Source organism: Wenzhouxiangella psychrophila (genome assembly GCF_042310375.1).
Lineage (GTDB): Bacteria > Pseudomonadota > Gammaproteobacteria > Xanthomonadales > Wenzhouxiangellaceae > Wenzhouxiangella.
This window is the reverse complement of record NZ_JBHJMQ010000012.1, coordinates 52,187-75,776: the sequence shown is the minus strand read 5'-3', so window position 1 is coordinate 75,776 and position 23,590 is coordinate 52,187. Positions and strand designations below refer to the sequence as shown.

Here is a 23,590-nt window from a genome sequence, read left to right as displayed (position 1 = left end):
TTTCCGATTCACTTGTCAGCGTAAGAGAGAGTCTGTACATCAGAACAACCCCCGCAGCCAGACCTGGCCGTCCACGCGGGTTTCCCGGTCGCCATCGTAGACCCGGCTGGCAATACCCACCCCATAGTGGAAGAACCAGTGCTGGCTGAGCTGCCAGAGATGTTCGTAGCGCCCCAGACCAATGGCGTTCGTGCCGAAATTCTTTTGCCAATAGGCACCGCCACCGAGCACGAAACGCTGGGTGAAACTATGTTCATAGCGACGCCAGGTCAACCAGTCGTGCTGAACGACATAGGCCAGGGACGCGTCCTCCTCGGGGTTGTAGTATGGCCCGCCGGTCTGGCTGGCGCGTGCGGCATAGAGATCGAGCGTCCCGTCGGTGGTGTGATGAGACGATACGCGCAAACGGTGCCGCAGGGAGGCCAGGACGGAATCACGCTCGTTGCCGTCGGAAATGGCCAGGCGCGAGACGCCCAGCCGCAGGCCGAGCGATTCGTGTGCTTGCCAGCGAAGGGCGGCCTCGGCCTTCCAGCCATCCAGGCCCTGCCCGCGCGCACGCAACGGCACGTCGGTCGAAAAGCTTTCGTAGCGCGTCGCCAGACTCCAATAATCGTCGACCTGGAAGTCCCAGGCGGCCGTGAAACCGTCATCCTCTCTGCTGTGACGATCGCGATGGAATTCGAGGTTGAGCCGGTGTCCATTCCGCCGGTAATCGATACCGATCCCGATGCGATCGTAATCCGCTTCGCCCTCCGGGAACGTGGCATCGCTGTATTCGCTCCTCAGGTAGGGCTGCAGATAATTTCCGATCCAGGGCGCGGAAAAGCGCAGGTGCAGTGCCCGGTCGCGGCTGCCGAACTCCCGCACCCCGTCGCTTTCACCGTACTCGCCGTGAGTCGAGATTGCCCAGCGATCACGTGTCAGCCAGCCGGCGTAATCGCGCTGAACGTGACGATTCTCGGGGTGCTCGCGATGAAGCGCTTCAAGGATTTCACCGGTGCTTTTATAACGCCCCAGATCGCGAAGCAATGCGGCGTGCAGCAGGCGGTTGTCGGTACGCTCGGGATCCGATTCCAGCACCGGCTCCACCAATTCGAGCGCACGGCGACTCCAGCCCCGCCAGCGATAGATGGTAGCCAGAGCACGCTTGGCCGCTGCACTCTCCGGATGATCGGCAACGACGTCCTCGAGCGATTCCATGGCTTCTTCAAGGCGATTGGCATAGCCGCGCCCCATGGCTGCGGTTATACGCGCATCACGCCGCATGCGCGAACCGGGTTCAAGTTCCGGATGGTCGGCGAGAGTATCGATCGTTTCCAGTGCTTCGTCGAACTCTTCCTGCTCGAGCTGCGACCAGAACAAGGACTGTCGCGTCTCGATGCGCTCCGGGCGCCTGTCGAGGACTTCCAGATAGAGTTCCGCAGCCCGTTCGGGTTTACGCAGATACAGGAATGCGTCGGCGGCCGCAACGGTCACGTACACTGGCGGTTCGATTCCATCCGCCAGCAGCTTTTCCCAGGCGGCGACCGCTTCCTCCATGGATTCGCGGGTTCGAAGTGCGACCACGCGATCGAAGCGACTTCGCCTGATGTTGTCCCGATTGGCCTGCGGATGCTCGGCCACCGCATCCAGCATATCGAGCGCTTCATCGATGAGCGCATTGCGTTCGGAGATGCGACTCGCCGAGTTCGCGTCGCGAATCTTCTCGGCCGCGCGATCACCGAGTCCGGCAGGTGTCGATGCGTCATCCTGCGCCTCGACGTTCATTGCAAAAACGAGGAGCAGCATCAAGCCGCAGCCCAGAATACCCCGGCGCCGACGCTCGCCGGCGAAGTGGATGGTGAACACTCGGTTTCCCCTTTTTTCAGTCCTGTGGAACGGAACGAACTGTTTGAGAAAAAAACCTCACAATAATTTCCTCTATGTGATTTATATCACAAAATAGACATTTCGCAACCCGGTACGGAATCAGCTTCGATCCATGAATTCGCGGTAATCCTCCAGCGCATCGGCCACCCCGGCCGCGTAGAAACGCTTGCCGTGCTCGTGGGTGGCGAGATTCGGCTCCGAGCCGATGCGCCCGTCGGGGAAGTGTTTTCGATAGTCGGCGGCATCGCGAATCGGACCGTCCGGCGCACGTACCGGGTCCAGTTTGTCGCGCCGCTCCGCTTCCGGGCAGGCATACCAGGTCAGGGCGATTTCCGAGGCGGTGGCATGACTGCCGTCGGCCTCGCCGTAGAGCTCGCGGGCCAGGGCCTGGACGCGCTTTCCGGCGAACCAGTTGCCCATCTTCATTCTCAGGCCTGACGGTTGGTCACTCAGGCTGGCATCGGCCCAGACCTCGGCGAAGGCGGCGTTGACCGTGGCGATGTTGCCGCCGTGTCCGTTGAGAAAATAGAAGTGCGTAAAGCCGTGAACGGCCAGGGAATTGACCACATCGCGCACGACGGCAAGCAGGGTGGAAGGTCGCAGCGTGATCGAGCCGGGAAAGCCCAGGTGATGCTGCGCCATGCCGATGCTCAGCGTCGGCCCGATCAGAATGCCGGCATCGGCCAGCCCCCCGGCAATCGTCTCGGGGCAAATGGCATCGGTGCCGATCAGGCCGGTCGGCCCGTGCTGTTCGGTTGAACCGATGGGAATGACAATCCCACTTGAGCGCTTGAGATAGGCTTCGACTTCAGGCCAGGTGCTGCGCTGCAAGAACATGCTCGGCTCCATTTCGGACGAATTTCAGTGTAACGCCGCCAACCCGCCAGGCTTCGACATTTACATGGTGATATGGCGAACGACGGGTTCGACGGGCCCTTGCCCAACCGACAAGTGACCCACGATCCCGTCTGGCAAATGCAGGGAACGCAGCGCCATCTCACCCGCGCAATCCCAGTCGGCGGGTAGTCGGCGGATGGCGGGCGGCTGCCAGTCCAGTGCCATTTCCCCGAGACAACCGGCCAGCCCGCAACCACGCGCCTTGACCAGCGATTCGCGCGCCGTCCACTGCTTCAGAAACTGCTTCGATCTGAAGGGCTCGTCCAGCCCGTTGATCCATTCGCTTTCTGCAGGGGAAAGGAAGCGTCCCGCCAGCAGGGACGCGCGCGGCAGGAGCCGTTCCGTCTCGATATCGATACCGACCGCCACGCCGTCGGCAACCGCCACGGCCAGCCAGTCACCGGAATGCGATGCATTGAACTGCAGTGGACTTTCGGCATGCTCCCCGGCCAGCATGGGCTTGCCGCGATCGCTTCGGACCAATCGAACAGACTTGCCGGGACAACCCAGGTAGGCGGCCAGCAGCAGGCGCAGGAAGAACTGCTGCTGTACGCGCTGTCGCATGATGCGCTCGCGACGGGTGTCGCCGCGCGGCCCGGTATCGAGCGGCATCTCGGTGAGCCGGGTCAGCCAGACATCCACCGTGCCGGGCCCGGGCATGGATCGCGAGCGAATGGGCAGTTGAACGGTTTCGATCACCATTAAGGCTTACCGAAGGCCAAGCTACCGGCTACGCCGAAGCCGCCGTGCTCGCGTGAGCGCTCGAGATCTTTCGGCGCACAGCCGCCGAGCGCATAAACAGGGAGCGGCGAACATCGGCTCAGGCGCTCGAAACCGTCCCAGCTCAGCGCAGCTGCTTGCGGATGGCCGGCCGTGCTTCGGACCGGCGAGATCGTCACGAAATCCAGCTCCAGCTCCCCCGAGCGGGCCAAATCCGATTCATCACGGCAGGACGCGGCGACCAGGTAGTCACCGGACAACGGGCGAGCCGTCAGGCTTTTGAAGCCGGCAGCATCGAGATGAATCCCGTCAGCGCCAACTGCGGGAACCATTTCCGGCGGACCGTTGAGCAGCCAGCGTGCATCGCTGCCGGCCATTAGCTCACCGAATTCGCGGGCCAGCTTGGCCAGCGCCGCCTCGTCGAGCGATCCGGCGCGAAGCTGGAACAGTCGAATGCCCCGCTCGAGCGAGCCGAGAGTCCAGTCCAGCAAGGCTTCGGGCCCCCCCAGGTCTTCGGGATCGGGCGTGATGGCATAGCGGTCATCGAGCCCGAAGGCGCGCACGATCGGACGATCGGCGGCCGGCATCGGCAGTTCATTCATTTCCTCGACCGTGACCCACGAGAGCGCCTGGCCCTCGCGGCCGTGCAGTTCGCCGGTCCAGTCGTCGACCAGATGGAGCTCCAGCCGGACGATGATTTCGGGATAGCGGTGCGTCACCGCCAGCCAGGGCCGGAGCGAGCGCACGGCAATCCCCAGCTCCTCGTCCAGCTCGCGCGCCAGGGCTTGACTGCCGGTCTCGTTATCGTCGCGCTTGCCGCCGGGAAACTCCCAGGTTCCGGCCAGGTGCTTTCCGTGCGGACGCTGCGCCAGCAGGATTCTCCCGCGGGCATCGCGCAGGACGCCGGCGACAACCTCAATCAGCTCGGTCGAGTCCGACGCCACAGGCTTCACACAACGCGCCTTACCCCAGCTTCCCGTGGCACTGCTTGTATTTCTTGCCGGACCCGCAGGGACAGGGCTCGTTGCGGCCAACCTTGCGGCCGTGACGCACAAAGGTGTCGGGTTTGTCGGTGCCCTGGCCGTCCGGCCGGTCGCCACCTGCAGCGCCTTCGCCGGTGGCTGACTGGGCCTCGGCATGCTGGAACTGCATCGGCGCTTCGCGCTTTCGCTGCTGGTCGACCGCCTGAACGTCGTCCTCGCTGCGAACACGCACACGCGCCAGGCCCTTCATCACCTCGTGTTTCATGCTGTCGAGCATTTCGGTGAACATCTCGAAGCCCTCGCGCTTGTATTCCTGCTGCGGCTTCTTCTGCGCAAAGCTGCGCAATCCGACGCTGCGGCGCAGGTAATCCATGCCGGCGAGATGTTCCTTCCACTGCTGGTCGAGAATCGACAGCATCAATGCCTTCTCGAACTGGCGCATGACCGAGGATCCGACCATGTCTTCCTTGGCCTGGTAGTGCGCCTCGACGGCTTCCATCACCTTCTTGCGCAGGCCTTCCTCGGCCAGGGTGTCATCTTCTTCTAGCCAGCGCTGGATGGGCACCTCGATACCGAACTCGCCGCCCAACGCGCGCTCGAGACCTTCCGAATCCCACATCTCGTCGATGGAACCGGGCGGAATGAACTGGCTGATCAGCCGATCGAAGACCTCTTCACGGATGGAGTCAATGGTGTCCTTGATGTCTTCGGCTTCCATCAACTCGTTGCGCTGGGAGTAGATGACGCGGCGCTGGTCATTGGCCACGTCGTCGTATTCCAGCAGGTGCTTGCGCATGTCGAAGTTGTGCGCCTCGACCTTGCGTTGCGCGTTCTCGATGGCGCGGTTGACCCAGGGGTGCTGGATCGATTCGCCGTCGCGCATGCCCAGTTTCTGCATCATGCCGCTCATGCGCTCGGAGGCGAAGATGCGCATCAGGCTGTCGTCCAGCGAAAGGTAGAAACGGCTTGAGCCCGGATCGCCCTGACGGCCGGAGCGGCCGCGAAGCTGGTTGTCGATTCGCCGCGACTCGTGGCGCTCGGTGCCGATGATATGCAGGCCACCGGCTTCGATCACCTGGTCATGGCGCTTTTGCCAGTCCTCCTTGACCTTGCGACGAGCTTCCTCGCTGGCATCCTCGCCCAGGTCGCGCAGCTCGGCCTCGAGATTGCCGCCGAGCACGATGTCGGTACCACGGCCGGCCATGTTGGTGGCGATGGTGACCGCGCCGGGCTGGCCGGCCTGCTCGATGATGTGCGCCTCGCGCTCGTGCTGCTTGGCGTTGAGCACCTCGTGCTTGATGCCCGCCTTCTTGAGCTCGTTGGCGATGAGCTCGGAATTCTCGATCGACGTGGTACCGACGAGCACCGGCTGCCCCCTGGACACGCAGTCGGTTATGTCGGCGACGATGGCGTCGAATTTTTCCTGCTTGGTCAGGAAGACCAGGTCGGGGTGGTCTTCGCGAACCATCGGCTTGTGGGTGGGAATGACCACCACTTCCAGGCCGTAGATGGACTGCAGCTCGTACGCCTCGGTGTCGGCCGTGCCGGTCATGCCCGAGAGCTTTTCGTACAGCCGGAAATAGTTCTGGAAGGTGATCGACGCCAGGGTCTGGTTCTCGCGCTGAATGGGTACGCCTTCCTTGGCCTCGATGGCCTGGTGCAGACCCTCGGACCAGCGCCGTCCCGGCATGGTGCGCCCCGTGAACTCATCGACGATGATCACCTCGCCGTCGCTCACGATGTAGTCGGTGTCCTTGTGGAACAGGTGGTGCGCGCGCAGCGCGGCATTGAGTGTGTGCATCAGGCCCAGGTTGGCCGAGTCGTAAAGGCTGGCGCCGGACTCGATCATGCCGGCCTCGGCCAGCAGGCCTTCAACCTTGGCCATGCCATCTTCGGTCAGGTAGACCTGCTTGGTCTTTTCGTCGATGGTGAAGTCACCCGGCCCCTCTTCTTCTTCCTGCGGTTGGAGCTGCGGAACGATCCGGTTCATCTTGACGTAGATGTCGGGGCCTTCGTCGGTGGGGCCGGAGATGATCAGGGGCGTTCGCGCCTCATCGATCAGGATGGAGTCAACTTCGTCGACGATGGCGAAGTGCCGGCCGCGCTGCACGCGCTGTTCCAGCGAGAAGGCCATGTTGTCGCGCAGGTAGTCGAAGCCGAACTCGTTGTTGGTGCCGTAGGTAACGTCGGCGTTGTAGGCTTCGCGCTTGGCGTCGGGACTCATGCCGGGCACCGATACGCCAACGCTCAGGTCCAGGGCCGAGTAGATCGGCTTCATCCACTCGGCGTCGCGGCGGGCCAGGTAGTCGTTGACCGTAACCAGGTGCACGCCCTTGTCAGGAATGGCGTTGAGATACACGGCTAGCGTGGCGACGAGGGTCTTGCCCTCACCGGTCTTCATTTCGGAAATCTTGCCCTGGTGCAGCACCATGCCGCCGATCAGCTGGACGTCGAAGTGACGCATGCCGAGAGTCCGTACGGACGCCTCGCGTACCGCCGCAAAGGCTTCCGGCAAAAGCTGGTCGAGGCTCTCGCCGTCGCTGTGACGTTTGCGGAACTCCGCGGTCTTGGCCTTGAGATCGGCGTCGCTGAGTTTCTGGAATTCCGGCTCGAAGGCGTTGATCGCCTCGACATCCTTGTAGAGGGTCTTGATCAGCCGCTCGTTGCGGCTGCCCACCACCTTGGTGATCAGGGATTTGAGCATGAATCGTCCGTTGGCTAAGAAGTGGTTCTTCCGAAGTGAATCTACTTGGGGCCGACACCGCACGGGCACAAGCACAGCCTGCCATTGTAGCCTCCCAAGGCGTTAAACTGCAGGGTTTCCGCCCCAGGAATTCGGGTGATGAGCAATGATCGCCGCAGAGAGCGCGAGATATCGGACGTTTCGGCCGGCCATGACGGGCTCTCCCGCCTGCTGGCCACCGCCCGCGCCCTCGACCGACTCGACGCCAGCCTGCGCCAGGTCCTCCCGGGCAGCATGCGCGAGCACATCGGCCTGGCCTGCATCGAGGGCAAAACCCTCGTCCTGGCCGCCACCAGCCCCGCCTGGGCCAGCCGCGCCCGCCTGATGGCAGATGACCTGCTCAGGGAGGCGAATCGGCAGCTTGACGAGCGGCTGGAGGGGACGAGGGTGATCGTCGTCCCCCGGCTTCACTAGGAACGGTTAGATTTGTCTATAGAAAGTTTCGAGAGCGTAGCGAGCGGGCGACTGACGGTGGCCGCCGGAGCGCAGGAACCGGAGTGTATGTGCGAATACATGAGGATTCCGAGCACCGCCGGACGCCGTCAGTCGCTCGCGCAGTAGCTCTCGAAGCTTTCTCAGACTGCCTGTGCCGGCTGCACATACGAAATCGGCGCCGGCTCGTCGTCCTCGAAGGTGACCTCTTCCCAGGCCGTCTCGTCGGCCAGGATCTGGCGGACGAGCTGGTTATTGAGTTCGTGGCCGGACTTGTGGCCGAAGAACGCGCCGATCGGGTTGCGATTGAGCAGATAGAGATCGCCGATGGCGTCGAGTATCTTGTGCTTGACAAACTCGTCTTCGTATCGCAGGCCGTTCTCGTTGAGTACGCGGTAATCGTCGAGCACGACGGCGTTGTCGAGGCTTCCGCCGAGTACCAGGTTGCGCTGGCGCAGGTATTCGATGTCGCGCATGAAGCCGAAGGTGCGCGCACGGGCCACTTCCTTGAGGTAGGAGGTGGTGGAGAACTCCACGTCGGCCTGGCAGGAATGTGAGCGAATGACCGGGTGGTCGAATTCGATCGTGAAATTGACTCGAAACCCTTCATGCGGCTCGAATCGCGCCCAGCGGTCCTCATCGCGCACCTCGACGGTCTTCTTGAGCCGGATGAAGCGCTTCGGGGCGTTCTGCTCGGCGATACCGGCCGACTGGATCAGGAATGCGAACGGGCCGGCACTGCCGTCCATGATCGGCACTTCGGCGGCACTCAGGTCGATGTAGAGGTTGTCGATCCCCAGTCCGGCGAGCGCAGACATGAGGTGTTCGATCGTGGCCACGCGCACGCCCGCGTCGTTGACCAGGGTGGTCGACAAGGCGGTGTCACGCACCAGGTGGGGTTCGGCCTTGATTTCCGCGATTGGATCGAGGTCGACACGGCGAAAGACGATACCGCTATTGGCGGGCGCCGGCCGCAGGGTCATCAGGACCTTTTCTCCGGTATGCAGACCCACGCCGGTGGCGCGGATGACGTTCTTGAGTGTTCTTTGTCGGATCACTGCGTTAACCGATTGCTGGTTGACGCCGCGGAGCATAGCACAGCCATGTGTCGCGAAAAAGCAATTTTTCGTGAAAATTGCCACATGTGTTGCCCAAAAACCACATTCGGCGTCGTATCCATGACACAAACCGGCCGGCCAGGCGTCCGTGGCGAGTCAGACGCCCGTGCCGGCGATTTGTTTTTCGACTGCATCAACCCCCGAGACAGTCGGCAGCCTCAGTCGGCCTGGTTGCGCAGGAAGGCCGGAATATCGAGATAGTCCATTTCCTTCTGCTCACCAAAGAGCTTGCGGCTCTCGCCCGGTTCGGACTGGCGCCGGTCGCGCGTGCCCTGCGCGTGCTGCTCTTCCTCGGTCGCGGTGAATGCGGCACGATTATCGGTACCGGTGCGGACGACTTCCATCGGCCGCTCTTCGCGCTTTGGGCGCTGCGACCCCAGGCCGGTGGCCACCACGGTCACGCGCAACTCGTCATTCATGTCCGGATCGATGACCGTGCCGATGACAACCGTAGCGTCCTCGCTGGCGAGGTCGGCGACGGTGGTGCCGACTTCCTCGAACTCCTTCATGCTGAGGTTCATGCCGGCAGTGACGTTGACCAGGATGCCGCAGGCACCGTTGAGGTCGACGTCTTCGAGCAGCGGTGACCCGATTGCCGACTGCGCGGCCATCAGGGCACGATCCTCGCCCTTGGCAGTGCCGGCGCCCATCATGGCCATGCCCATCTCGCTCATGACCGTGCGCACGTCGGCAAAGTCGACGTTGATCAGGCCCGGCCGCGTGATCAGTTCGGCGATGCCCTGCACCGCGCCCGAGAGCACCTGGTTGGCCGACTTGAAAGCGTCGAGCAGGGTCACTTCGCCACCCAGCACGCTCAGCAGCTTGCCGTTGGGAATGGTGATCAGCGAGTCGACGTGATGCGACAACTCGTCGATGCCCTGCTTGGCCACGGCGCTGCGACGCTGCCCCTCGAAGGGGAAGGGCCGGGTCACCACGGCCACGGTCAGGATGCCCATTTCCTTGGCAGTCTGGGCCACCACCGGCGCGGCCCCGGTTCCGGTGCCGCCGCCCATGCCGGCGGTGATGAACACCATGTCGCAGCCTTCCAGCATCTCGCTGATGCGGTCGCGGTCTTCCAGCGCCGCCTGCCGCCCCACTTCGGGGTTGGCGCCGGCGCCCAGGCCCTTGGTCACGCCCGATCCGATCTGGAGCGTGGACTTGCCCGAGAAGTTGCGCAGTGCCTGTGAGTCAGTGTTGACGCAGATGAACTCCACGCCCTCGATGGCCTGTTCGACCATTTGGTTGACGGCGTTTCCGCCGCCTCCGCCTATCCCGACGACCTTTATGGTCGCACCGGGTGTGTAATTTTCGATCAATTCAAAAGGCATGTCGGTTTCTCCTTTCGCTCGCCATGTCGATCAACAAAGGCCGGTCTTGGCCTGAACACTCTCTTACTAAGGGATGGCGGCACGCGCCTTCTTGCCGGACGCTTTGTGCCGCTCCCATGCCTTGCCCGAGGTACATCGAGTTCGGGCAAACACTCGTGGAAGCCAGTCGCTCCCATTTCAAAACTCTCCCTGGAACCAGTTCTTGATACGGTTCCAGAGACTTTCCCCGCCACGCGCCAGTCCGGTGCGCCGCGGTCCTTCCATACGGCTGCCGTAGATCAGAAGACCCACGCCGGTCGAATGAATCTGGTTGTTCACGACTTCCGACAGGCCGGTGACGTGCTGGGGCGCGCCCAACCGAACCGGCATGTGCAGGATTTCCTCGGCCAGCTCGACCACACCTTCCATCTTCGAGCCACCGCCGGTCAGCACCAGGCCGGCCGGAATCATCGATTCGAAGCCGGACTGCCGCAGTTGTTTGTGGACGTGATGGAAGAGCTCGCGGTAGCGCGCTTCGACCACCTGCGCCAGGGTCTGACGCTCGAGGCGCCGGGGCGGCCGGTCGCCCACGCTGGGTACCTGGATGGTCTCGTCGGAACTGGCCATCTGCTCGAGCGCGCAGGCGTACTTGATCTTGATTTCCTCGGCGTGCACCGTCGGGGTACGCAGCGCCACCGCAATGTCGTTGGTGACCAGGTCACCGGCAATCGGAATGCAGGCCGTGTAGCGGATCGCACCCTCGGTGAATACCGCGATATCAGTCGTGCCCGCACCAATATCGACCAGCACGATCCCCAGGTCCTTCTCGTCCTCGCTGAGTACCGCGTAGCTGGACGCCAGCTGCTGCAGGATGAGGTCGTCGACCTGCAATCCGCAGCGGGCGACGCACTTGGTGACGTTCTGGACCGCGCTGACCGCGGCGGTGACCAGGTGAACGCGCGCTTCCAGGCGCACACCGGACATACCCACCGGCTGGCGGATGCCGTCGGTGGAATCGATGACGTACTCCTGCGGCAGCACGTGCAGGATGCGCTGGTCCGCCGGGATGGCCACCGCGCGCGCCGATTCGAGTACGCGTTCGACGTCGCCATCGGTGACCTCCTTGTCCCGGATCGCCACCGCGCCGTGAGAATTGAGCGAGCTGATGTGACTGCCGGCGATTCCGGCAAAAACGGAGTGAATCTGGCAATCCGCCATCAGCTCGGCTTCCTCGATGGCGCGCTGGATGGACTGCTCGGTCGACTCGATATCCACAACCACGCCACGCTTGAGCCCGCGCGAAGGATGCGAACCCAGACTGACCACTTCCACTTGCCCGTCGGCCTGAACCTCGCCGACGATGGCAACGATCTTGCTGGTGCCGATATCCAGTCCGACGACCAGCGATTTGTCCGGTCGTTTAGCCATGTGTCGCTTCTTCTCCCTTTGGCGTGTCGCTGTCGCGTTCTGTTTGCGCGTCGGCCCAGCGCACCGCCAGGCCGTTGGTGTAGCGCATGTCGATGAGCCGAACCGGCCGATCAAAGTCGTCCAGGGCGGCCTGCGCGCCGATGTAGCGCGCCAGTCTCTTGGTCACCTGCTCCCTTCCCAGCACCAGCGTGACGCCGTTATCGAGAACGGCGCGCCAGGCACCACGTTCATCGACAGAGAGCTCGACCACGTCACGGCCCACGCTGCCGAGCCGGCTGCGCATGGCCTGCCAGCGCTCGAGCACATCGCCGCCGCGGGATTCGGGCCCGCGCAGCTGCGCCAGCCCCTGCATCCCCTCACTGCCGCTTACGCTGAATAATTCTCCGCCGTGGCTGAAGAGCCGGTCGTCGTTCCATCGCGCCACCGGCCTGTGTTCGATGATGTCGATGAGCAGCGCATCGGGCCACTCGCGACTCACTTCGGCCCGGGCCACCCAGGGCAGCGCCTCGACCCGCGTGCGAACGCTCTCGAGGTCGACCGCGAAGAACCCGCGGCCGGCTTCCTCGGCGACGGCACCGCGCACCTGGCTGGCGCTGGTACGCTCCAGCTCTCCGGCGACATCGAGCCAGCGAATCGGCCACTGGTCACCGCCGATCAGGCCCGAACGCAGCCACAGCGCCAGCAGCAGGGCTGCGCCCGCGAGCACCGCCGTGGCCAGCCAGGCCGGCCGTATCAACCGTTCAGACTGGTTTCCAGAATCCGCCATACCAGTTCCTCGAATTCGATTCCCGCCGCTTTCGCGGCCATGGGCATGAGCGAGTGATCGGTCATGCCCGGCGTCGTGTTCACCTCCAGCAGCCAGGGCTGCTCGTCTTCATCCACCATCAGATCCACCCGACCCCAGCCCGAGGTGCCCAGCACCCGGAAGGCGGTCAGGCACAACTCGGCAAGGCGCGCCTCCGCGGCCCCGTCCAGGCCGCAGGGGCAGCGATACTGCGTATCGCCCGATTCATACTTGGCCTGGTAGTCGTAGAACTCGCGCGGTGTCTCCAGGCGAATCAGCGGGAGGACCCGATCATCCAGGACGGCCGCGGTGTACTCGACGCCCCGGATCATCGGCTCGACCAGTACCGTTTCATCGTGGGAAAGGGCTTTCTCCAGCGCAGGCTGAAGCTGGCCGGCTTCCATGACCCGGCTCATGCCCAGGCTCGACCCTTCCCGCACGGGTTTTACAAACAGCGGCGGGGTCATCGACTGCAGGATTCGCTCGCTGTCGGACGCGCTGCTCGCCACGGCCCATTCGGGCGTCGGCAGGCCGCAGGCTGTAAAGATCCGTTTGCTCTGGACCTTGTCCATGGTCAGCGCCGAGGCAAGCACGCCTGAGCCGGTCACCGGCACACCGTAGATGCGCAAAGCGCCCTGCAAGGTGCCGTCCTCGCCGCCACGGCCGTGCAGCAGGTTGAACACGCGGTCGTAATGGCCGGCGGCGACGTGCTCGAGCAAACGCCGCGGCCCATCGACCACGCTGTACTGGATGCCGAGCTTGTCCATCGCGGCGGCTACAGCGCGCCCGCCCCGCAGCGAGACTTCGCGTTCGCCGCTTTCACCACCGACGACCAGGGCTACCTGTCCGAATTTGCGCGGATCACCAAGCGTCATGTGGCCTCCCCGGCGTAGCGTTCTCTCAACAATCCACCAAGGCGCCCGACGTCACCGGCACCCATGACCAGAAGCAGATCACCGTCGTGAAGCAAATCGGGCAGGACATCGACCGCCTCGCTGACGGGGCCGATTCGACGCATGGGTATTTCACGCCGCCTTCCTACGGCCTTGGCCAGCGTGTCCGAGTCGATCCCGGACAGGGCGGGTTCGCCGGCCGGGTAGAGATCGGCCAGCACGAGAGAATCCGCGCTGGAGAGCACGCGCGCGAAGTCGTCGAACTGGTCACGGGTACGGGTATAACGATGCGGCTGGAAGAACAGCACCAGGCGCCGGTCGGGCCAGCCCTCGCGCGCGGCCTGAATGACGGCCTCCAGCTCGGTCGGGTGATGGCCATAGTCCTCGAAGGCCAGGACTCGTCGGCCGGCCACGTCGAGCGTACCGATCTCGGCGAAGCGGCGGCCGATTCCACCGAAGTCCTGCAAGCCGCGGACGATCGCCTCGGGCGTAATACCGACCTCGCTGGCCACGGCGGCGGCACCGAGCGCATTGAGCACGTTGTGCCGGCCCGGCTGGGCCAGGCTGACGGCCCGGGCGCTCTCCTCCCCTGGAAGCCACAGGTCGAAATGCATGTGCCGGCCGGTCTGGTGGACGCCGGTCGCCCGCACGTCGGCCTGCTCGTCGAAGCCGTAAGTCACCACGGTGCGCCCCACCTCGGGAATCAGTTCGGCCACGTGGGCGTCGTCGATGCACAACACCGCCACGCCGAAGAAAGGCAGGTGATGCAGGAATTCCAGAAAGGCGCGCTGCAACTGGTCGAAGCTGCCCTGGTAGGCGTCGAGATGATCACGATCGATATTGGTGACGACCGAAATTACCGGCTGCAGCTTGAGGAAGGAGCCGTCGGATTCGTCCGCCTCGGCGACCAGATATCGACCCTGGCCCAGTTGCGCGCCCGTGCCGAAGGCGTTGACCAGGCCACCCACGATAAAGGTCGGATCCAGCCCGCCCTCGGCAAGAAGGGTCGCAACCAGCGATGTAGTGGTCGTCTTGCCGTGGGTACCGGCGACGGCGATGCCCTGGCGAAAGCGCATCAACTCGCCCAGCATCTCGGCACGTGCGATGACCGGAATACGGCGCTCGCGGGCGGCCATCACTTCCGGATTGTCTTCCGGCACCGCCCCCGAGACCACGACCACATCGGCATCGCCGAGGTTATCGGCGGCATGACCGATCTTGATATCGGCGCCCATATCCAGAAGGCGAACGACGGTCGTGGACCGCTGCAGGTCCGATCCGCTGACTTCGAAATCGAGGTTGATCAGCACTTCGGCAATGCCGCACATGCCGGCGCCACCGATCCCCACCAGGTGAATGCGGCGCGTTCGGTGCATCAGACTGGGCGCGTGCCTTTGTGTCATCATGCGGCTACCTCCAGGCAGGCATCCGCCACGGCCTCGGCTGCACCGTTCCGCGCCAGGGCGCGGGCATTGCGGGCCATGGATAGCAGGTGCGGGCGTGCCATTGCGCCCAGATGCTCAGCCAGCCAGCGTGCGTCGAAATCGAACTCGCGCACCAGCCAGGCGGCCTTGCCGTCCACCAGGTAGCGGGCATTGCTGAACTGGTGATCGTCGACGGCGTGCGGAAAAGGCACAAGGACCGAGGCCAGGCCCGCGGCGGCCAGTTCGGCCACCGTCAAGGCACCGGCACGACAAATGGCCACGTCGGCCTCGCCCCACGCGCCGGCCATGTCGTCGATGAACTGCACGACCTCGCCCTCGACCCCGGCTTGTTCGTAGGCTTCCTTCGTCGCGTCGAACTGGCGGCCGGCCTGGTGAAGCACTCGCGGACGGCGCGATTCGGGCAGGCGGGCAATCGCGTCGGGCACCACGCGTGCGAAGGCGCGCGCGCCCAGGCTGCCGCCGATCACGAGCACTCGCAGGGGGCCGTCGCGGCCTTCGAAGCGCGCATCGGGCTCGGGCAGTGAGGCGATCTCGGCCCGCACCGGGTTGCCCACGTGCTGCCCTCCGGCCAGGGTGTCCGGGAAGCCCGTCAAGACCCGCCGGGCCAGCGGTCGCAGCCAGCGATTGGTCAGGCCGGCAACGGCATTCTGCTCGTGAATGACCAGCGGTATGCCCTGCAGACGCGCGGCCAGGCCGCCGGGCCCAGCGACGTAGCCGCCCATGCTCAGCACACAGTCGGGCCGTTGCTTGCGGATCACTCTGCGGACCTGCAGGATCGCTTTGTAAATTCGCCACGGCGCGGCCAGCCAGCCGGCGACACCGCGACCGCGAAGCCCGGCAATGGTAATGCGCTCGAGCTTGAACTCGGCAGCCGGCACCAGGGTGTTCTCCAGGCCGTTCGGCGTACCCAGCCAGCTCACCTCGACACCCCGCTGCCGCAGAATTGATGCCACGGCCAGGCCTGGAAAGATGTGCCCGCCGGTTCCGGCGGCCATGATCATCACGCGAGGTGAACTCATACCTGCCACCCCCGGCGTCGGCGCGGCTGCTGTCGTGCCTCCATGCTCAATTCCCACTGAACGCGCAGCACGACACCGATAGCGACGAGCGTCATGATCAGGCTGCTGCCGCCCGACGAAATCAACGGCAGGGTCAACCCCTTGGTCGGCAGCATGCCGAGATTCACGGCCATGCTCACCAGTGCCTGCATACCGATCCAGAGACCGATACCCCACACCATGAAAGCCGAGAATGGGCGTTCCTGACGGTGCGCCTGGATACCGATGAGAAAGATTCGCCCGACCAGGAGCGAGAACAGCATCATCACGAAAACGATTCCGATCAGCCCCAGCTCTTCGGCCAGCACGGCAAAGATGAAGTCGGTGTGCGCTTCGGGCAGGTAGAAGAGTTTCTGCACGCTCGCGCCCAGTCCGACACCGTCGATTTGCCCGCGGCCCACGGCGATCAGCGCCTGGGTCAACTGAAAGCCGCTGTTGAACGGATCCGCCCAGGGGTCTACGAAAGTCATCACGCGCTGCAGCCGATACGGCTCGAGTGCGGCGAAGGTCAGGAGCGGCAGGCTGGTCAGACCGAGCACGAACAGGTGCTTCCAGGCCGCGCCGGCGAGCCAGATCATTCCGCCGACGATGGCGCCCAGGACCACGGCCGATCCCATGTCGGGCTGCTTGAGCAGCATGGCAGCCAGCAGGCCAACCAGCAGCAATGGCTTGAGGGTTTCGATAAAGCGTGCCTGGCCGAGCTGCGGCCGCTTGGCCAGGTAGCCGGCAACGAAAACGATCATCATCAGCTTGGCCGCCTCGACCACCTGGAACCGGGCCACGCCGAGGTCGATCCAGCGTGTGGAGCCATTGACCTCGTGTCCAAGCCCGGGCACGAACGGCAGCAGCAGAATCAGTACGGACAAGGGGAAGGCCACGGGTGCGAGCCACTGCATCTGCCGGGTACCGATAAAGCGCAGGGAAATGGCCGCGGCCACACCCAGACCGATGTACACCAGGTGCTTGATGAGAAAATGCCACACCGATACCGAATAGCCTTCGGCCACGGCGATCGAAGTCGAGGCAACCATGATCACGCCCACCACCAGCAGCCCGAGGGTGGCCAGCAGGATGACCTGGTCGAGCCCGGCCGACGGTGCGGCGTCTCTTGTGCGATATGCCTGTTTCACCTGTCCCATGGCAATCACCTGATCTTCATCGTCGCAAGGCCGGCCAGAACGAGCATGACCGAGATGATCCAGAAGCGAACGATGACCTTCGGCTCGGGCCAGCCCTTGAGTTCGAAGTGATGATGGATCGGCGCCATGCGGAATATGCGCCGGCCGGTGAGCTTGTAGGAAGCCACCTGCAGGATGACCGACAGGGTCTCGATGACGAAGATGCCGGCCATTACCATGAACACGATTTCCTGGCGCACCGCCACGGCGACAAGGCCGAGCGCCGCGCCCACGGCCAGGGCGCCGACATCCCCCATGAACACCTGCGCCGGATAGGTGTTGAACCATAGAAAGCCGAGCCCGCCACCGGCCAGCGCCGCGCAGAAAATGGCCAGCTCGCCGACACCGGGAATATAGGGCATGGCCAGGTATTCGGCGAACACCGTGTTGCCCGTCGCATAGGCAAAAATGCCGAGACCGGCCGACACGAACACCGCCGGCATGATGGCCAGGCCATCGAGTCCATCGGTGAGGTTGACGGCATTGGATGAGCCGACAATGACGAAATAGGTCAGGACCACGAAGCCCATGCCCAGTGGCAGCGCAATGTCCTTGAAGAACGGCACGAACAGCTGGGTATTGGCGGCCACATCCGCGCTGAGGTAAAGAAAGATCGCCACGGCCAATGCCGCCAGCGACTGAAGGCTGTATTTCCAGCGTGCCGACAGCCCTTCGCTGTTCTTGTACTTGAGCTTGCGCCAGTCGTCGACGAACCCGATCGCGCCGAAGGCGACTGTCACGAAGAGCACCATCCAGACGTAGCGATTGGCCAGGTCGGCCCACAGCAGGGTCGAAATCAGTAGCGCGATGAGGATCAGCGTGCCGCCCATGGTGGGCGTGCCCGCCTTGGTCAGGTGCGACTCCGGGCCGAGTTCGCGGATCGGCTGGCCGATCTGGCGCTGGGTCATGTGCCGGATGAACAGCGGCCCGACCAGCAAGGAGACGATCATTGCGGTCAGCGCGGCCATCACCGTCCGGAAGGTAATGTAGCCGAACAACGCGACGTCGGCCATCAGAACATGGTCGAGCAGCCAGGTCAGCATGGGCTCGCCTCCTTCAACAGTCCCTCGACGATGCGCTCCATGCCCATCGAGCGCGAACCCTTGACCAGGCAGGTCACCCCGGCGTGCAGTTGCGACGAAAGCGTTTCAATGAGCGAGCTTTGGTTTTCGAAGTGGCGGGCGTCGCCGTCGAAAGCGTCCGAACTGGCACGGGCCAGCCTGCCAACGGTGAACAATCGGCGAACACCGAGATCGCGGGCGGTGTGGCCCATCTCCGCGTGCAGACGTTCGCTGTCGCGGCCGAGTTCACCCATGTCGCCGAGTACCAGCCAGTGCTCTTCGCCACCCATTTCGGAAAGCGCCTGGAGGGCCGCGTAGAGCGAGGCCGGATTGGCGTTGTAGGTGTCATCAACCAGCTGCCAGCCGTCCGGGTGGCGGCGAAACTGCAGCCGTCCGGGCAGGCTTGCCATGTTCGAAAGCGCATCGACAATGCGCGCTGTCGGCACATCCAGGGCGACGGCCACCGCCGTGGCGGTCAGGGCGTTGTAGAAGTTGTGACGGCCCGGCAGGGCCGGCTGAAACTCGAAGTCGCTCGCCGGCGTATGGACGCGCCCGAGGCCTCTTGTCAGCACACCGGAGACGTTGGCCGCCCCGTCGATACCGAAGCTGATGATTCGACGATCGCCGGCGAGCTCGCGCCACAATGGGGCGTACTCATCGTCGGCATTGATCACGGCGGTTCCCTCGACCGGTAGTGCCGTAAACATCTGACCCTTGGCCCGGGCCACCCCTTCGAGGCTGCCGAAGCCCTCAAGATGCGCCGCGGCCGCATTGGTCACGACACCGATCGACGGTTTGGCAAGGCCGGCGAGATAGCCGATATCGTTCGGACCGTTGGCGCCCATTTCGATGACGGCGAACTGGTGTGAGGGATCCAACCGCGCCAGGGTCAGCGGCACACCGAGTTCGTTGTTGTAGTTGCCCTGCGTGGCCAGGGTTGGACCCTCGCTTGCCAGGATTGCCGCCACCATTTCCTTGACCGTGGTCTTGCCGTTGCTGCCGGTGATGCCGACAACGGTCACGTCCAGCCGCTCGCGCCAGGCCCGGGCAATGACGCCCATGGCTTCGCGCACATCGTCGACAACCAGTTGCGGCAAGGCATCCTCGACCGGGCGGGCGACCAGCGCCGCGGCGGCGCCGTTCTCACGCGCCTGGACGATGAAATCGTGGCCGTCGTGGTGCTCACCCGGCAAGGCACAGAACAGGTTGTCGGCCTCGACGCGCCGGGCGTCGTGGGTCATGCCGCGGACCTCGGCGTCCCCGCCAACCAGGCGACCGCGCGCGAATTTCGCCATTGCCGAGAGGGTGAACTGCATCATGCCGCCACCCCCAGCGCTTCTCGCACGCTGACGTGATCGTCACAAGGCAGGCGTTGGTCACCGATGACCTGGTCGGTCTCATGGCCCTTGCCGGCCACGAGCACGATATCGCCGGGCTCACCGCTTGACAGGGCATGCGAGATCGCCCGGGCGCGATCGCGGATCACGACTGAACGCTGCGGCTGCTGCATGCCGGCCTGGATGGCACGGATGATGGCCAGCCCGTCTTCACCTCTCGGATTGTCGTCGGTCAGCACGATGTGGTCGGCCAATCGCTCGGCAATCCGGCCCATGCGCGGGCGCTTTTCGATGTCACGGTCGCCGCCGCAGCCGAACACGCACCACAGCGTTCCGGCACCGAGTTCCCGCGCGCTGATCAGGGCGGTCTCGAGCGCATCGGGCGTGTGGGCGTAGTCGATGATGGCCAGCGGCGCGCCGTCGCGGCCGATGGGTTCCATGCGGCCCGGTACCGGTTCGAGCCGGGCCAGGGCCGCGGCGATGGCCTCGGAGTCCTTTCCGCGCTCGGCCAGTTCGGCAGCCACGATCAGCAGATTCCAGAGGTTGACGCGTCCCAGCAGGCTCGAACGCGCCTCGAGGCGGCCGCATGAAAGCTCGAACTCCGCCGACAGGCCGCTCATATCCGCGCTCAACAGCTTCGCCTTGGCCCGGGCATCGGGGTGGTAGGCCTGCGAGTAACCCACGACACGGCCACGGCCGGCAAGCTGCCCGACCAGGGATTCCCCGAAGTCGTCATCGAGGTTGATGAGCTTTCGCTCGCTGTCGAACTCGGTGAAAAGGCGGGCCTTGGCGGCACCGTAGCTTGCGCGGTCGCCGTGATAATCGAGGTGGTCGTGACCCAGCGTGGTGAAGATTGTGCTGGTAAACGACAGCCCGTCGAGCCGGCCCTGATCCAGGGCATGGGAGGAGGCCTCCAGAACGACACTGTCAAAACCCTCACGGGCCAGATCGGCAAGTTGCCGATAGACGCTGAAGATGTCGGGCGTGGTGAGCGAGCCGGTCTGATGTTGCCCCGGGCGCCCGAAGCCGAGGGTGCCGATCATGGCGCCGTCGAGCGCCTGGGCCAGCAGCCATGCGACCGAGGTCTTGCCGTTGGTGCCGGTCACGGCCACGAGATCCAGGCCGTCGACGGCATCACCCCAGAAACGATGCGCCAGCGTGGGCAGACGATCGGAGAGACCGGGCACCGCGAGTTCGGGCAGCCCAAGGTCTTCGGGCGAAGCCAGCCGTCCATCGTGAACGACCGCCACTGCCCCCTTGTCGCGTGCCTGGTAGACGAATTTCATGCCGTGCTCCGTGGCGCCGGCCAGCGCCACGAACAGGTCACCCGGCCTGACCTGCCGGGAATCGAGGCAGAGGCCCGAAACGGTCGGCCACTCGCCCTCCGGCAGGTCCACCAGGCCGTCGAGGAGTGCCTGCATGTTCAACAGCCGGTCACTCATGGGACTCCTCCACGCGCGTCAGCAGCATGCCGGGGTCGTCGGGCGGCACGTTGAAAAGGCGCAGACCGGCGGCCATCACGTCGGCGAAAAGGGGGGCGGCGACCTGGCCGCCGTAGTACTCCTCGCCCGAGGGATCATTGATTACGACCACGGCGACCAGCTCCGGGTCGGATACCGGCGCGAAACCGGCGAAACTGGCAACGTAACGATCACCGTAAGTACCGGCAGCCGCCTTGCGCGAGGTGCCGGTCTTGCCGGCGACGCGATAGCCTTCGACCCGGGCAGCCTGACCGGTGCCCTCGGGGCCGGTGACCGTCTCGAGTATGCCGGCAAGCTGGTCCGCCAGGTTGGGATCGAGTACCGAATGCGGGGGATTGTCGGAATCGGCAATGAAGGTGGGCTGACGCAGACGGCCCTGGTCGGCGATGGCGCCCATGGCACGCGCCAGCTGCAACGGCGTCACCGAAAGTCCATAACCATAGGCCAGCGTGGCCTGCTCGAGCTTGCGCCAGCGCTCGTAGTCGCGAAGCACGCCGGCCGATTCGCCGGGAAAGCCCGTGCCGGCAACCGAACCGAAACCGAAACGCGAATACATGCTCCACAGATGCCGAGCGTCCATCGACAGCACCAGCTGTACGACACCGACGTTGGATGACTTGGTCAGCAACTGCTCGACCGTGAGTTCACCGTAGTTGCGCACGTCGCGGATATCGTGGCCGGATACGTTGATCACGCCCGGGGAGGTGTCGACCACCATGTCGCGCTGCGCGATGCCGGCCTCCATCGCGGCAGCCACGGCGAAGGGCTTCATCACCGAGCCGGGCTCGAGCACGTCGGTCAGCGCGCGGTTGCGCAAGCCTTCGGAAGGAATACGCGTGGCGGCATTGGGATTGTAGGAAGGGTAGTTGACCATGGCGAGGATTTCGCCGGAGTCCACATCGAGCACGACGACCGAACCCGACCGGGCACCGTATTCCATGATTGTGGTCTTGAGATCGCGAAAAGCGAGGTACTGCAGCCGCCGGTCGACGGTCAGCTTCAGGTCGCGACCCGGGCTCGCCTCACGGATCAACTCGACGTTCTGGACGACGCGGCCGAAGCGATCCTGGATGACCCGCTTGGCGCCGGGCTGGCCCTGCAGCCAATCGTTGTAGGCCAGTTCCAGGCCTTCCTGGCCCACGTCGTCGATGTTGGTAAAACCCAGCACCTGGGCGCTGACTTCACCGGTGGGATAGAAACGGCGGTATTCACGCTGCAGGAATACGCCCGGGATCTCGAGTTCGCGAATCTTTTCGGCCAGGTCGGGATTGATCTGACGACGCAACCAGACGAACTCGCGGCCGGCACGCTGGGTCAGGCGCCGCTCCATGTCTTCGGCGTCGGCATCGAGCAGGCTGGCGAGCATGGGAATACGATCGGCCGCCTGCAGCAGCTCACCGGGATGCGCCCACACCGACTCCACCGGCGTGGATACGGCCAGTGGCTCGCCGTTGCGATCAAGGATGCTGCCGCGCACTGTGGGAACCGAGACCTCGCGCAGGTAGCGCGCCTCGCCCTGGCTCTGCAGGAACTCGGTCTCCATGACCTGCAGGTTGACCGCACGCGCCACCACGGTTACCGCCGCCAGCAGCATCAGGCCAGCGGTGATCCACACGCGCAGGGTGCCCCGATTGTTCGGCTTGTCGGTCATGGCGAGGTCACCAGGATTCGAACGTCTTCGGGCGATTTCATCCCCAGCTCATCGCGCGCCTGGCCCTCGACCCGGCCAGCATCACCCAGCCATGCCTGCTCGAGCTGCAGACGACTCCACTCCATGCGGGCCGCGTCACGCTCGGTCTCGGCCTCCTGCAGCGCGACAAACAACTGGCGCGATTCGTGGCGCAAGACCACCACCCCGATGGCGCTGGCCATTACTGCCGCGGTCAGAAGGAGCAGGAGCAGCCAGCGGATCATGCTGCCTCCCCGACTGTTTTCTCGGCCACGCGCATGCGGGCACTCCGAGCTCGCGGGTTGCGTTCCACTTCGTCTTCATCGGCCTGCACCAGGCCGCCGATAAGCTTCAGGCTCGGCACGAATGTCTCCATCGCGGGCAAACGACGGCTGGCGGGCGGCGGCTTGGCGGCCTTTGCAAAACGGCGCTTGACCAGCCGGTCTTCGAGCGAGTGAAAGCTGATGACGACGAATCGTCCGCCCGGGGCGAGCAATTCGATCCCCTCATCCAGCGCGCGCTCGAGCGCGCCGAGTTCGTCGTTGATGAAGATGCGAAGCGCCTGAAAAGTGCGCGTGGCCGGATGACGGGGCGATGGCGAACCCGGTACCGCATCGCTGACGATGGCGGCCAGTTGCGCGGTCCGCTCGATGGGCTCTGTTTCACGAATCTGGACGATGGCGCGAGCAATGCGACGGGCAAAGCGCTCCTCGCCGTATTCCTTGATGACGCGGGCAATATCGGACGCATCGGCACGGGCGAGCCACTCGGCCACCGACTCACCGCTTTCGGGATCCATGCGCATGTCCAGGGGGCCGTCGTGCTGAAAGCTGAAACCGCGCTCGGGGTCCTCGAGCTGGGGCGAGGAAACGCCGACATCCAGCAGAAGACCGTCCACGCGACCACCAAGGCCAAGCTCGTCGACAATCGAACCGATCTCGGCGAAATTCGCCCGCCGAATCGTCACCCGGCCGTCGTCGGCATATTTCGCGCGGGCATCGGCAATGGCCTGTGGATCTCGATCTGTTACCACCAGTCGCCCTTCCTCGCCGAGCCGGGCCAGCATGGCTGCGCTGTGCCCGCCCCGACCGTATGTGCCATCGACGTAAACGCCATCGGCACGAATCCTCAACGCATCCAGTGCCGGCCCTTGCAGCACCGGTACATGTTCGTGGCCCTTGGACATG

The 23,590-nt window shown here is 64.4% G+C and carries 20 protein-coding genes; 1 reads left to right on the top strand and 19 read right to left on the bottom strand.

Annotation, left to right across the window (positions count from 1 at the left end; all coding sequences use genetic code 11):
• Nucleotides 1-39 precede the first annotated feature (39 nt).
• The 5 genes from ACDC66_RS13835 to secA all read right to left on the bottom strand — a co-directional run bounded on the left by ACDC66_RS13835 (nucleotide 40) and on the right by secA (nucleotide 7,173).
• On the bottom strand, nucleotides 40-1,848 hold the full coding sequence (locus ACDC66_RS13835; protein ID WP_376697321.1) for a PgaA family protein: 1,809 nt from the start codon (nucleotides 1,846-1,848) through the stop codon (nucleotides 40-42).
• A 120-nt stretch (nucleotides 1,849-1,968) separates the two neighbouring features.
• Complete coding sequence (locus ACDC66_RS13830) at nucleotides 1,969-2,706, bottom strand: creatininase family protein (RefSeq protein WP_376697320.1); 738 nt, start codon at nucleotides 2,704-2,706, stop codon at nucleotides 1,969-1,971.
• A 60-nt stretch (nucleotides 2,707-2,766) separates the two neighbouring features.
• Nucleotides 2,767-3,468 carry a 4'-phosphopantetheinyl transferase family protein gene (locus ACDC66_RS13825; protein WP_376697319.1) on the bottom strand — a complete coding sequence of 234 codons (702 nt, stop codon included), beginning with the start codon at nucleotides 3,466-3,468 and terminating at the stop codon, nucleotides 2,767-2,769.
• A complete protein-coding gene (locus tag ACDC66_RS13820) occupies nucleotides 3,468-4,439 on the bottom strand; it encodes a Nudix family hydrolase (RefSeq protein ID WP_376697318.1) in 972 nt (323 codons plus the stop codon). Before ACDC66_RS13820 ends, ACDC66_RS13825 begins: the two co-directional genes overlap by 1 nt.
• A gap of 10 nt (nucleotides 4,440-4,449) precedes the next feature.
• Complete coding sequence (gene secA / locus ACDC66_RS13815) at nucleotides 4,450-7,173, bottom strand: preprotein translocase subunit SecA (RefSeq protein WP_376697317.1); 2,724 nt, start codon at nucleotides 7,171-7,173, stop codon at nucleotides 4,450-4,452.
• A 138-nt stretch (nucleotides 7,174-7,311) separates the two neighbouring features.
• On the opposite strand from secA, the gene ACDC66_RS13810 reads away from it, so the two are divergent.
• Entirely contained in the window at nucleotides 7,312-7,626 is a 315-nt protein-coding gene (locus ACDC66_RS13810; RefSeq protein WP_376697316.1) for a DciA family protein, read from the top strand.
• A 161-nt stretch (nucleotides 7,627-7,787) separates the two neighbouring features.
• Here ACDC66_RS13810 and lpxC read toward each other — a convergent pair whose 3' ends face one another.
• The 14 genes from lpxC to rsmH form a co-directional block, all read right to left on the bottom strand.
• Nucleotides 7,788-8,702, bottom strand: a complete 915-nt coding sequence (lpxC, locus tag ACDC66_RS13805) for a UDP-3-O-acyl-N-acetylglucosamine deacetylase (RefSeq protein WP_376697315.1) — start codon at nucleotides 8,700-8,702, stop codon at nucleotides 7,788-7,790.
• A gap of 218 nt (nucleotides 8,703-8,920) precedes the next feature.
• Complete coding sequence (gene ftsZ, locus ACDC66_RS13800; RefSeq protein ID WP_376697314.1) at nucleotides 8,921-10,090, bottom strand: cell division protein FtsZ; 1,170 nt, start codon at nucleotides 10,088-10,090, stop codon at nucleotides 8,921-8,923.
• 177 nt (nucleotides 10,091-10,267) lie between these two features.
• Entirely contained in the window at nucleotides 10,268-11,497 is a 1,230-nt protein-coding gene (gene ftsA / locus ACDC66_RS13795) for a cell division protein FtsA (protein WP_376697313.1), read from the bottom strand.
• Nucleotides 11,490-12,263, bottom strand: coding sequence for a cell division protein FtsQ/DivIB (locus tag ACDC66_RS13790; RefSeq protein ID WP_376697312.1), 774 nt, complete (start codon nucleotides 12,261-12,263; stop codon nucleotides 11,490-11,492). Before ACDC66_RS13790 ends, ftsA begins: the two co-directional genes overlap by 8 nt.
• The gene (locus ACDC66_RS13785) at nucleotides 12,230-13,156 is read right to left on the bottom strand and encodes a D-alanine--D-alanine ligase (protein ID WP_376697311.1); all 927 of its coding nucleotides are present in this window, start codon (nucleotides 13,154-13,156) and stop codon (nucleotides 12,230-12,232) included. Before ACDC66_RS13785 ends, ACDC66_RS13790 begins: the two co-directional genes overlap by 34 nt.
• Nucleotides 13,153-14,580 (bottom strand): UDP-N-acetylmuramate--L-alanine ligase, encoded by a 1,428-nt coding sequence (gene murC / locus ACDC66_RS13780; protein WP_376697310.1) that lies wholly within the window; start codon nucleotides 14,578-14,580, stop codon nucleotides 13,153-13,155. The genes ACDC66_RS13785 and murC overlap by 4 nt, the downstream gene beginning before the upstream one ends.
• On the bottom strand, nucleotides 14,577-15,638 hold the full coding sequence (gene murG, locus ACDC66_RS13775; protein WP_376697309.1) for an undecaprenyldiphospho-muramoylpentapeptide beta-N-acetylglucosaminyltransferase: 1,062 nt from the start codon (nucleotides 15,636-15,638) through the stop codon (nucleotides 14,577-14,579). The genes murC and murG overlap by 4 nt, the downstream gene beginning before the upstream one ends.
• The gene (gene ftsW, locus ACDC66_RS13770; RefSeq protein ID WP_376697308.1) at nucleotides 15,635-16,816 is read right to left on the bottom strand and encodes a putative lipid II flippase FtsW; all 1,182 of its coding nucleotides are present in this window, start codon (nucleotides 16,814-16,816) and stop codon (nucleotides 15,635-15,637) included. Before ftsW ends, murG begins: the two co-directional genes overlap by 4 nt.
• Before the next feature lie 5 nt (nucleotides 16,817-16,821).
• Nucleotides 16,822-17,898, bottom strand: a complete 1,077-nt coding sequence (gene mraY, locus ACDC66_RS13765; RefSeq protein WP_376697307.1) for a phospho-N-acetylmuramoyl-pentapeptide-transferase — start codon at nucleotides 17,896-17,898, stop codon at nucleotides 16,822-16,824.
• Nucleotides 17,892-19,235: a UDP-N-acetylmuramoyl-tripeptide--D-alanyl-D-alanine ligase gene (locus ACDC66_RS13760; protein ID WP_376697306.1), complete on the bottom strand. Its 1,344-nt coding sequence runs from the start codon at nucleotides 19,233-19,235 to the stop codon at nucleotides 17,892-17,894. Before ACDC66_RS13760 ends, mraY begins: the two co-directional genes overlap by 7 nt.
• A complete protein-coding gene (locus tag ACDC66_RS13755) occupies nucleotides 19,232-20,695 on the bottom strand; it encodes a UDP-N-acetylmuramoyl-L-alanyl-D-glutamate--2,6-diaminopimelate ligase (RefSeq protein WP_376697305.1) in 1,464 nt (487 codons plus the stop codon). The genes ACDC66_RS13760 and ACDC66_RS13755 overlap by 4 nt, the downstream gene beginning before the upstream one ends.
• The gene (locus ACDC66_RS13750; RefSeq protein ID WP_376697304.1) at nucleotides 20,688-22,385 is read right to left on the bottom strand and encodes a peptidoglycan D,D-transpeptidase FtsI family protein; all 1,698 of its coding nucleotides are present in this window, start codon (nucleotides 22,383-22,385) and stop codon (nucleotides 20,688-20,690) included. The genes ACDC66_RS13755 and ACDC66_RS13750 overlap by 8 nt, the downstream gene beginning before the upstream one ends.
• The gene (gene ftsL, locus ACDC66_RS13745) at nucleotides 22,382-22,648 is read right to left on the bottom strand and encodes a cell division protein FtsL (protein ID WP_376697303.1); all 267 of its coding nucleotides are present in this window, start codon (nucleotides 22,646-22,648) and stop codon (nucleotides 22,382-22,384) included. The genes ACDC66_RS13750 and ftsL overlap by 4 nt, the downstream gene beginning before the upstream one ends.
• On the bottom strand, nucleotides 22,645-23,589 hold the full coding sequence (gene rsmH, locus ACDC66_RS13740) for a 16S rRNA (cytosine(1402)-N(4))-methyltransferase RsmH (RefSeq protein ID WP_376697302.1): 945 nt from the start codon (nucleotides 23,587-23,589) through the stop codon (nucleotides 22,645-22,647). Before rsmH ends, ftsL begins: the two co-directional genes overlap by 4 nt.
• Between the last annotated feature and the right edge of the window lies 1 nt (nucleotide 23,590).

Excerpts from the sequence above, each read along its gene's own strand:
- ACDC66_RS13785 (WP_376697311.1), bottom strand. The coding sequence starts at position 13,156 with ATGACGCTTGGTGATCCGCGCAAATTCGGACAGGTAGCCCTGGTCGTC.
- murG (WP_376697309.1), bottom strand. The coding sequence starts at position 15,638 with ATGAGTTCACCTCGCGTGATGATCATGGCCGCCGGAACCGGCGGGCAC.
- rsmH (WP_376697302.1), bottom strand. The coding sequence starts at position 23,589 with ATGTCCAAGGGCCACGAACATGTACCGGTGCTGCAAGGGCCGGCACTG.
- ACDC66_RS13825 (WP_376697319.1), bottom strand. The coding sequence starts at position 3,468 with ATGGTGATCGAAACCGTTCAACTGCCCATTCGCTCGCGATCCATGCCC.
- ACDC66_RS13810 (WP_376697316.1), top strand. The coding sequence starts at position 7,312 with ATGAGCAATGATCGCCGCAGAGAGCGCGAGATATCGGACGTTTCGGCC.
- ftsZ (WP_376697314.1), bottom strand. The coding sequence starts at position 10,090 with ATGCCTTTTGAATTGATCGAAAATTACACACCCGGTGCGACCATAAAG.
- mraY (WP_376697307.1), bottom strand. The coding sequence starts at position 17,898 with ATGCTGACCTGGCTGCTCGACCATGTTCTGATGGCCGACGTCGCGTTG.
- ACDC66_RS13790 (WP_376697312.1), bottom strand. The coding sequence starts at position 12,263 with ATGGCGGATTCTGGAAACCAGTCTGAACGGTTGATACGGCCGGCCTGG.
- ftsL (WP_376697303.1), bottom strand. The coding sequence starts at position 22,648 with ATGATCCGCTGGCTGCTCCTGCTCCTTCTGACCGCGGCAGTAATGGCC.
- ACDC66_RS13755 (WP_376697305.1), bottom strand. The coding sequence starts at position 20,695 with ATGAGTGACCGGCTGTTGAACATGCAGGCACTCCTCGACGGCCTGGTG.
- ACDC66_RS13830 (WP_376697320.1), bottom strand. The coding sequence starts at position 2,706 with ATGTTCTTGCAGCGCAGCACCTGGCCTGAAGTCGAAGCCTATCTCAAG.
- ftsW (WP_376697308.1), bottom strand. The coding sequence starts at position 16,816 with ATGGGACAGGTGAAACAGGCATATCGCACAAGAGACGCCGCACCGTCG.
- ACDC66_RS13760 (WP_376697306.1), bottom strand. The coding sequence starts at position 19,235 with ATGATGCAGTTCACCCTCTCGGCAATGGCGAAATTCGCGCGCGGTCGC.
- secA (WP_376697317.1), bottom strand. The coding sequence starts at position 7,173 with ATGCTCAAATCCCTGATCACCAAGGTGGTGGGCAGCCGCAACGAGCGG.
- murC (WP_376697310.1), bottom strand. The coding sequence starts at position 14,580 with ATGATGACACAAAGGCACGCGCCCAGTCTGATGCACCGAACGCGCCGC.
- ftsA (WP_376697313.1), bottom strand. The coding sequence starts at position 11,497 with ATGGCTAAACGACCGGACAAATCGCTGGTCGTCGGACTGGATATCGGC.
- ACDC66_RS13750 (WP_376697304.1), bottom strand. The coding sequence starts at position 22,385 with ATGACCGACAAGCCGAACAATCGGGGCACCCTGCGCGTGTGGATCACC.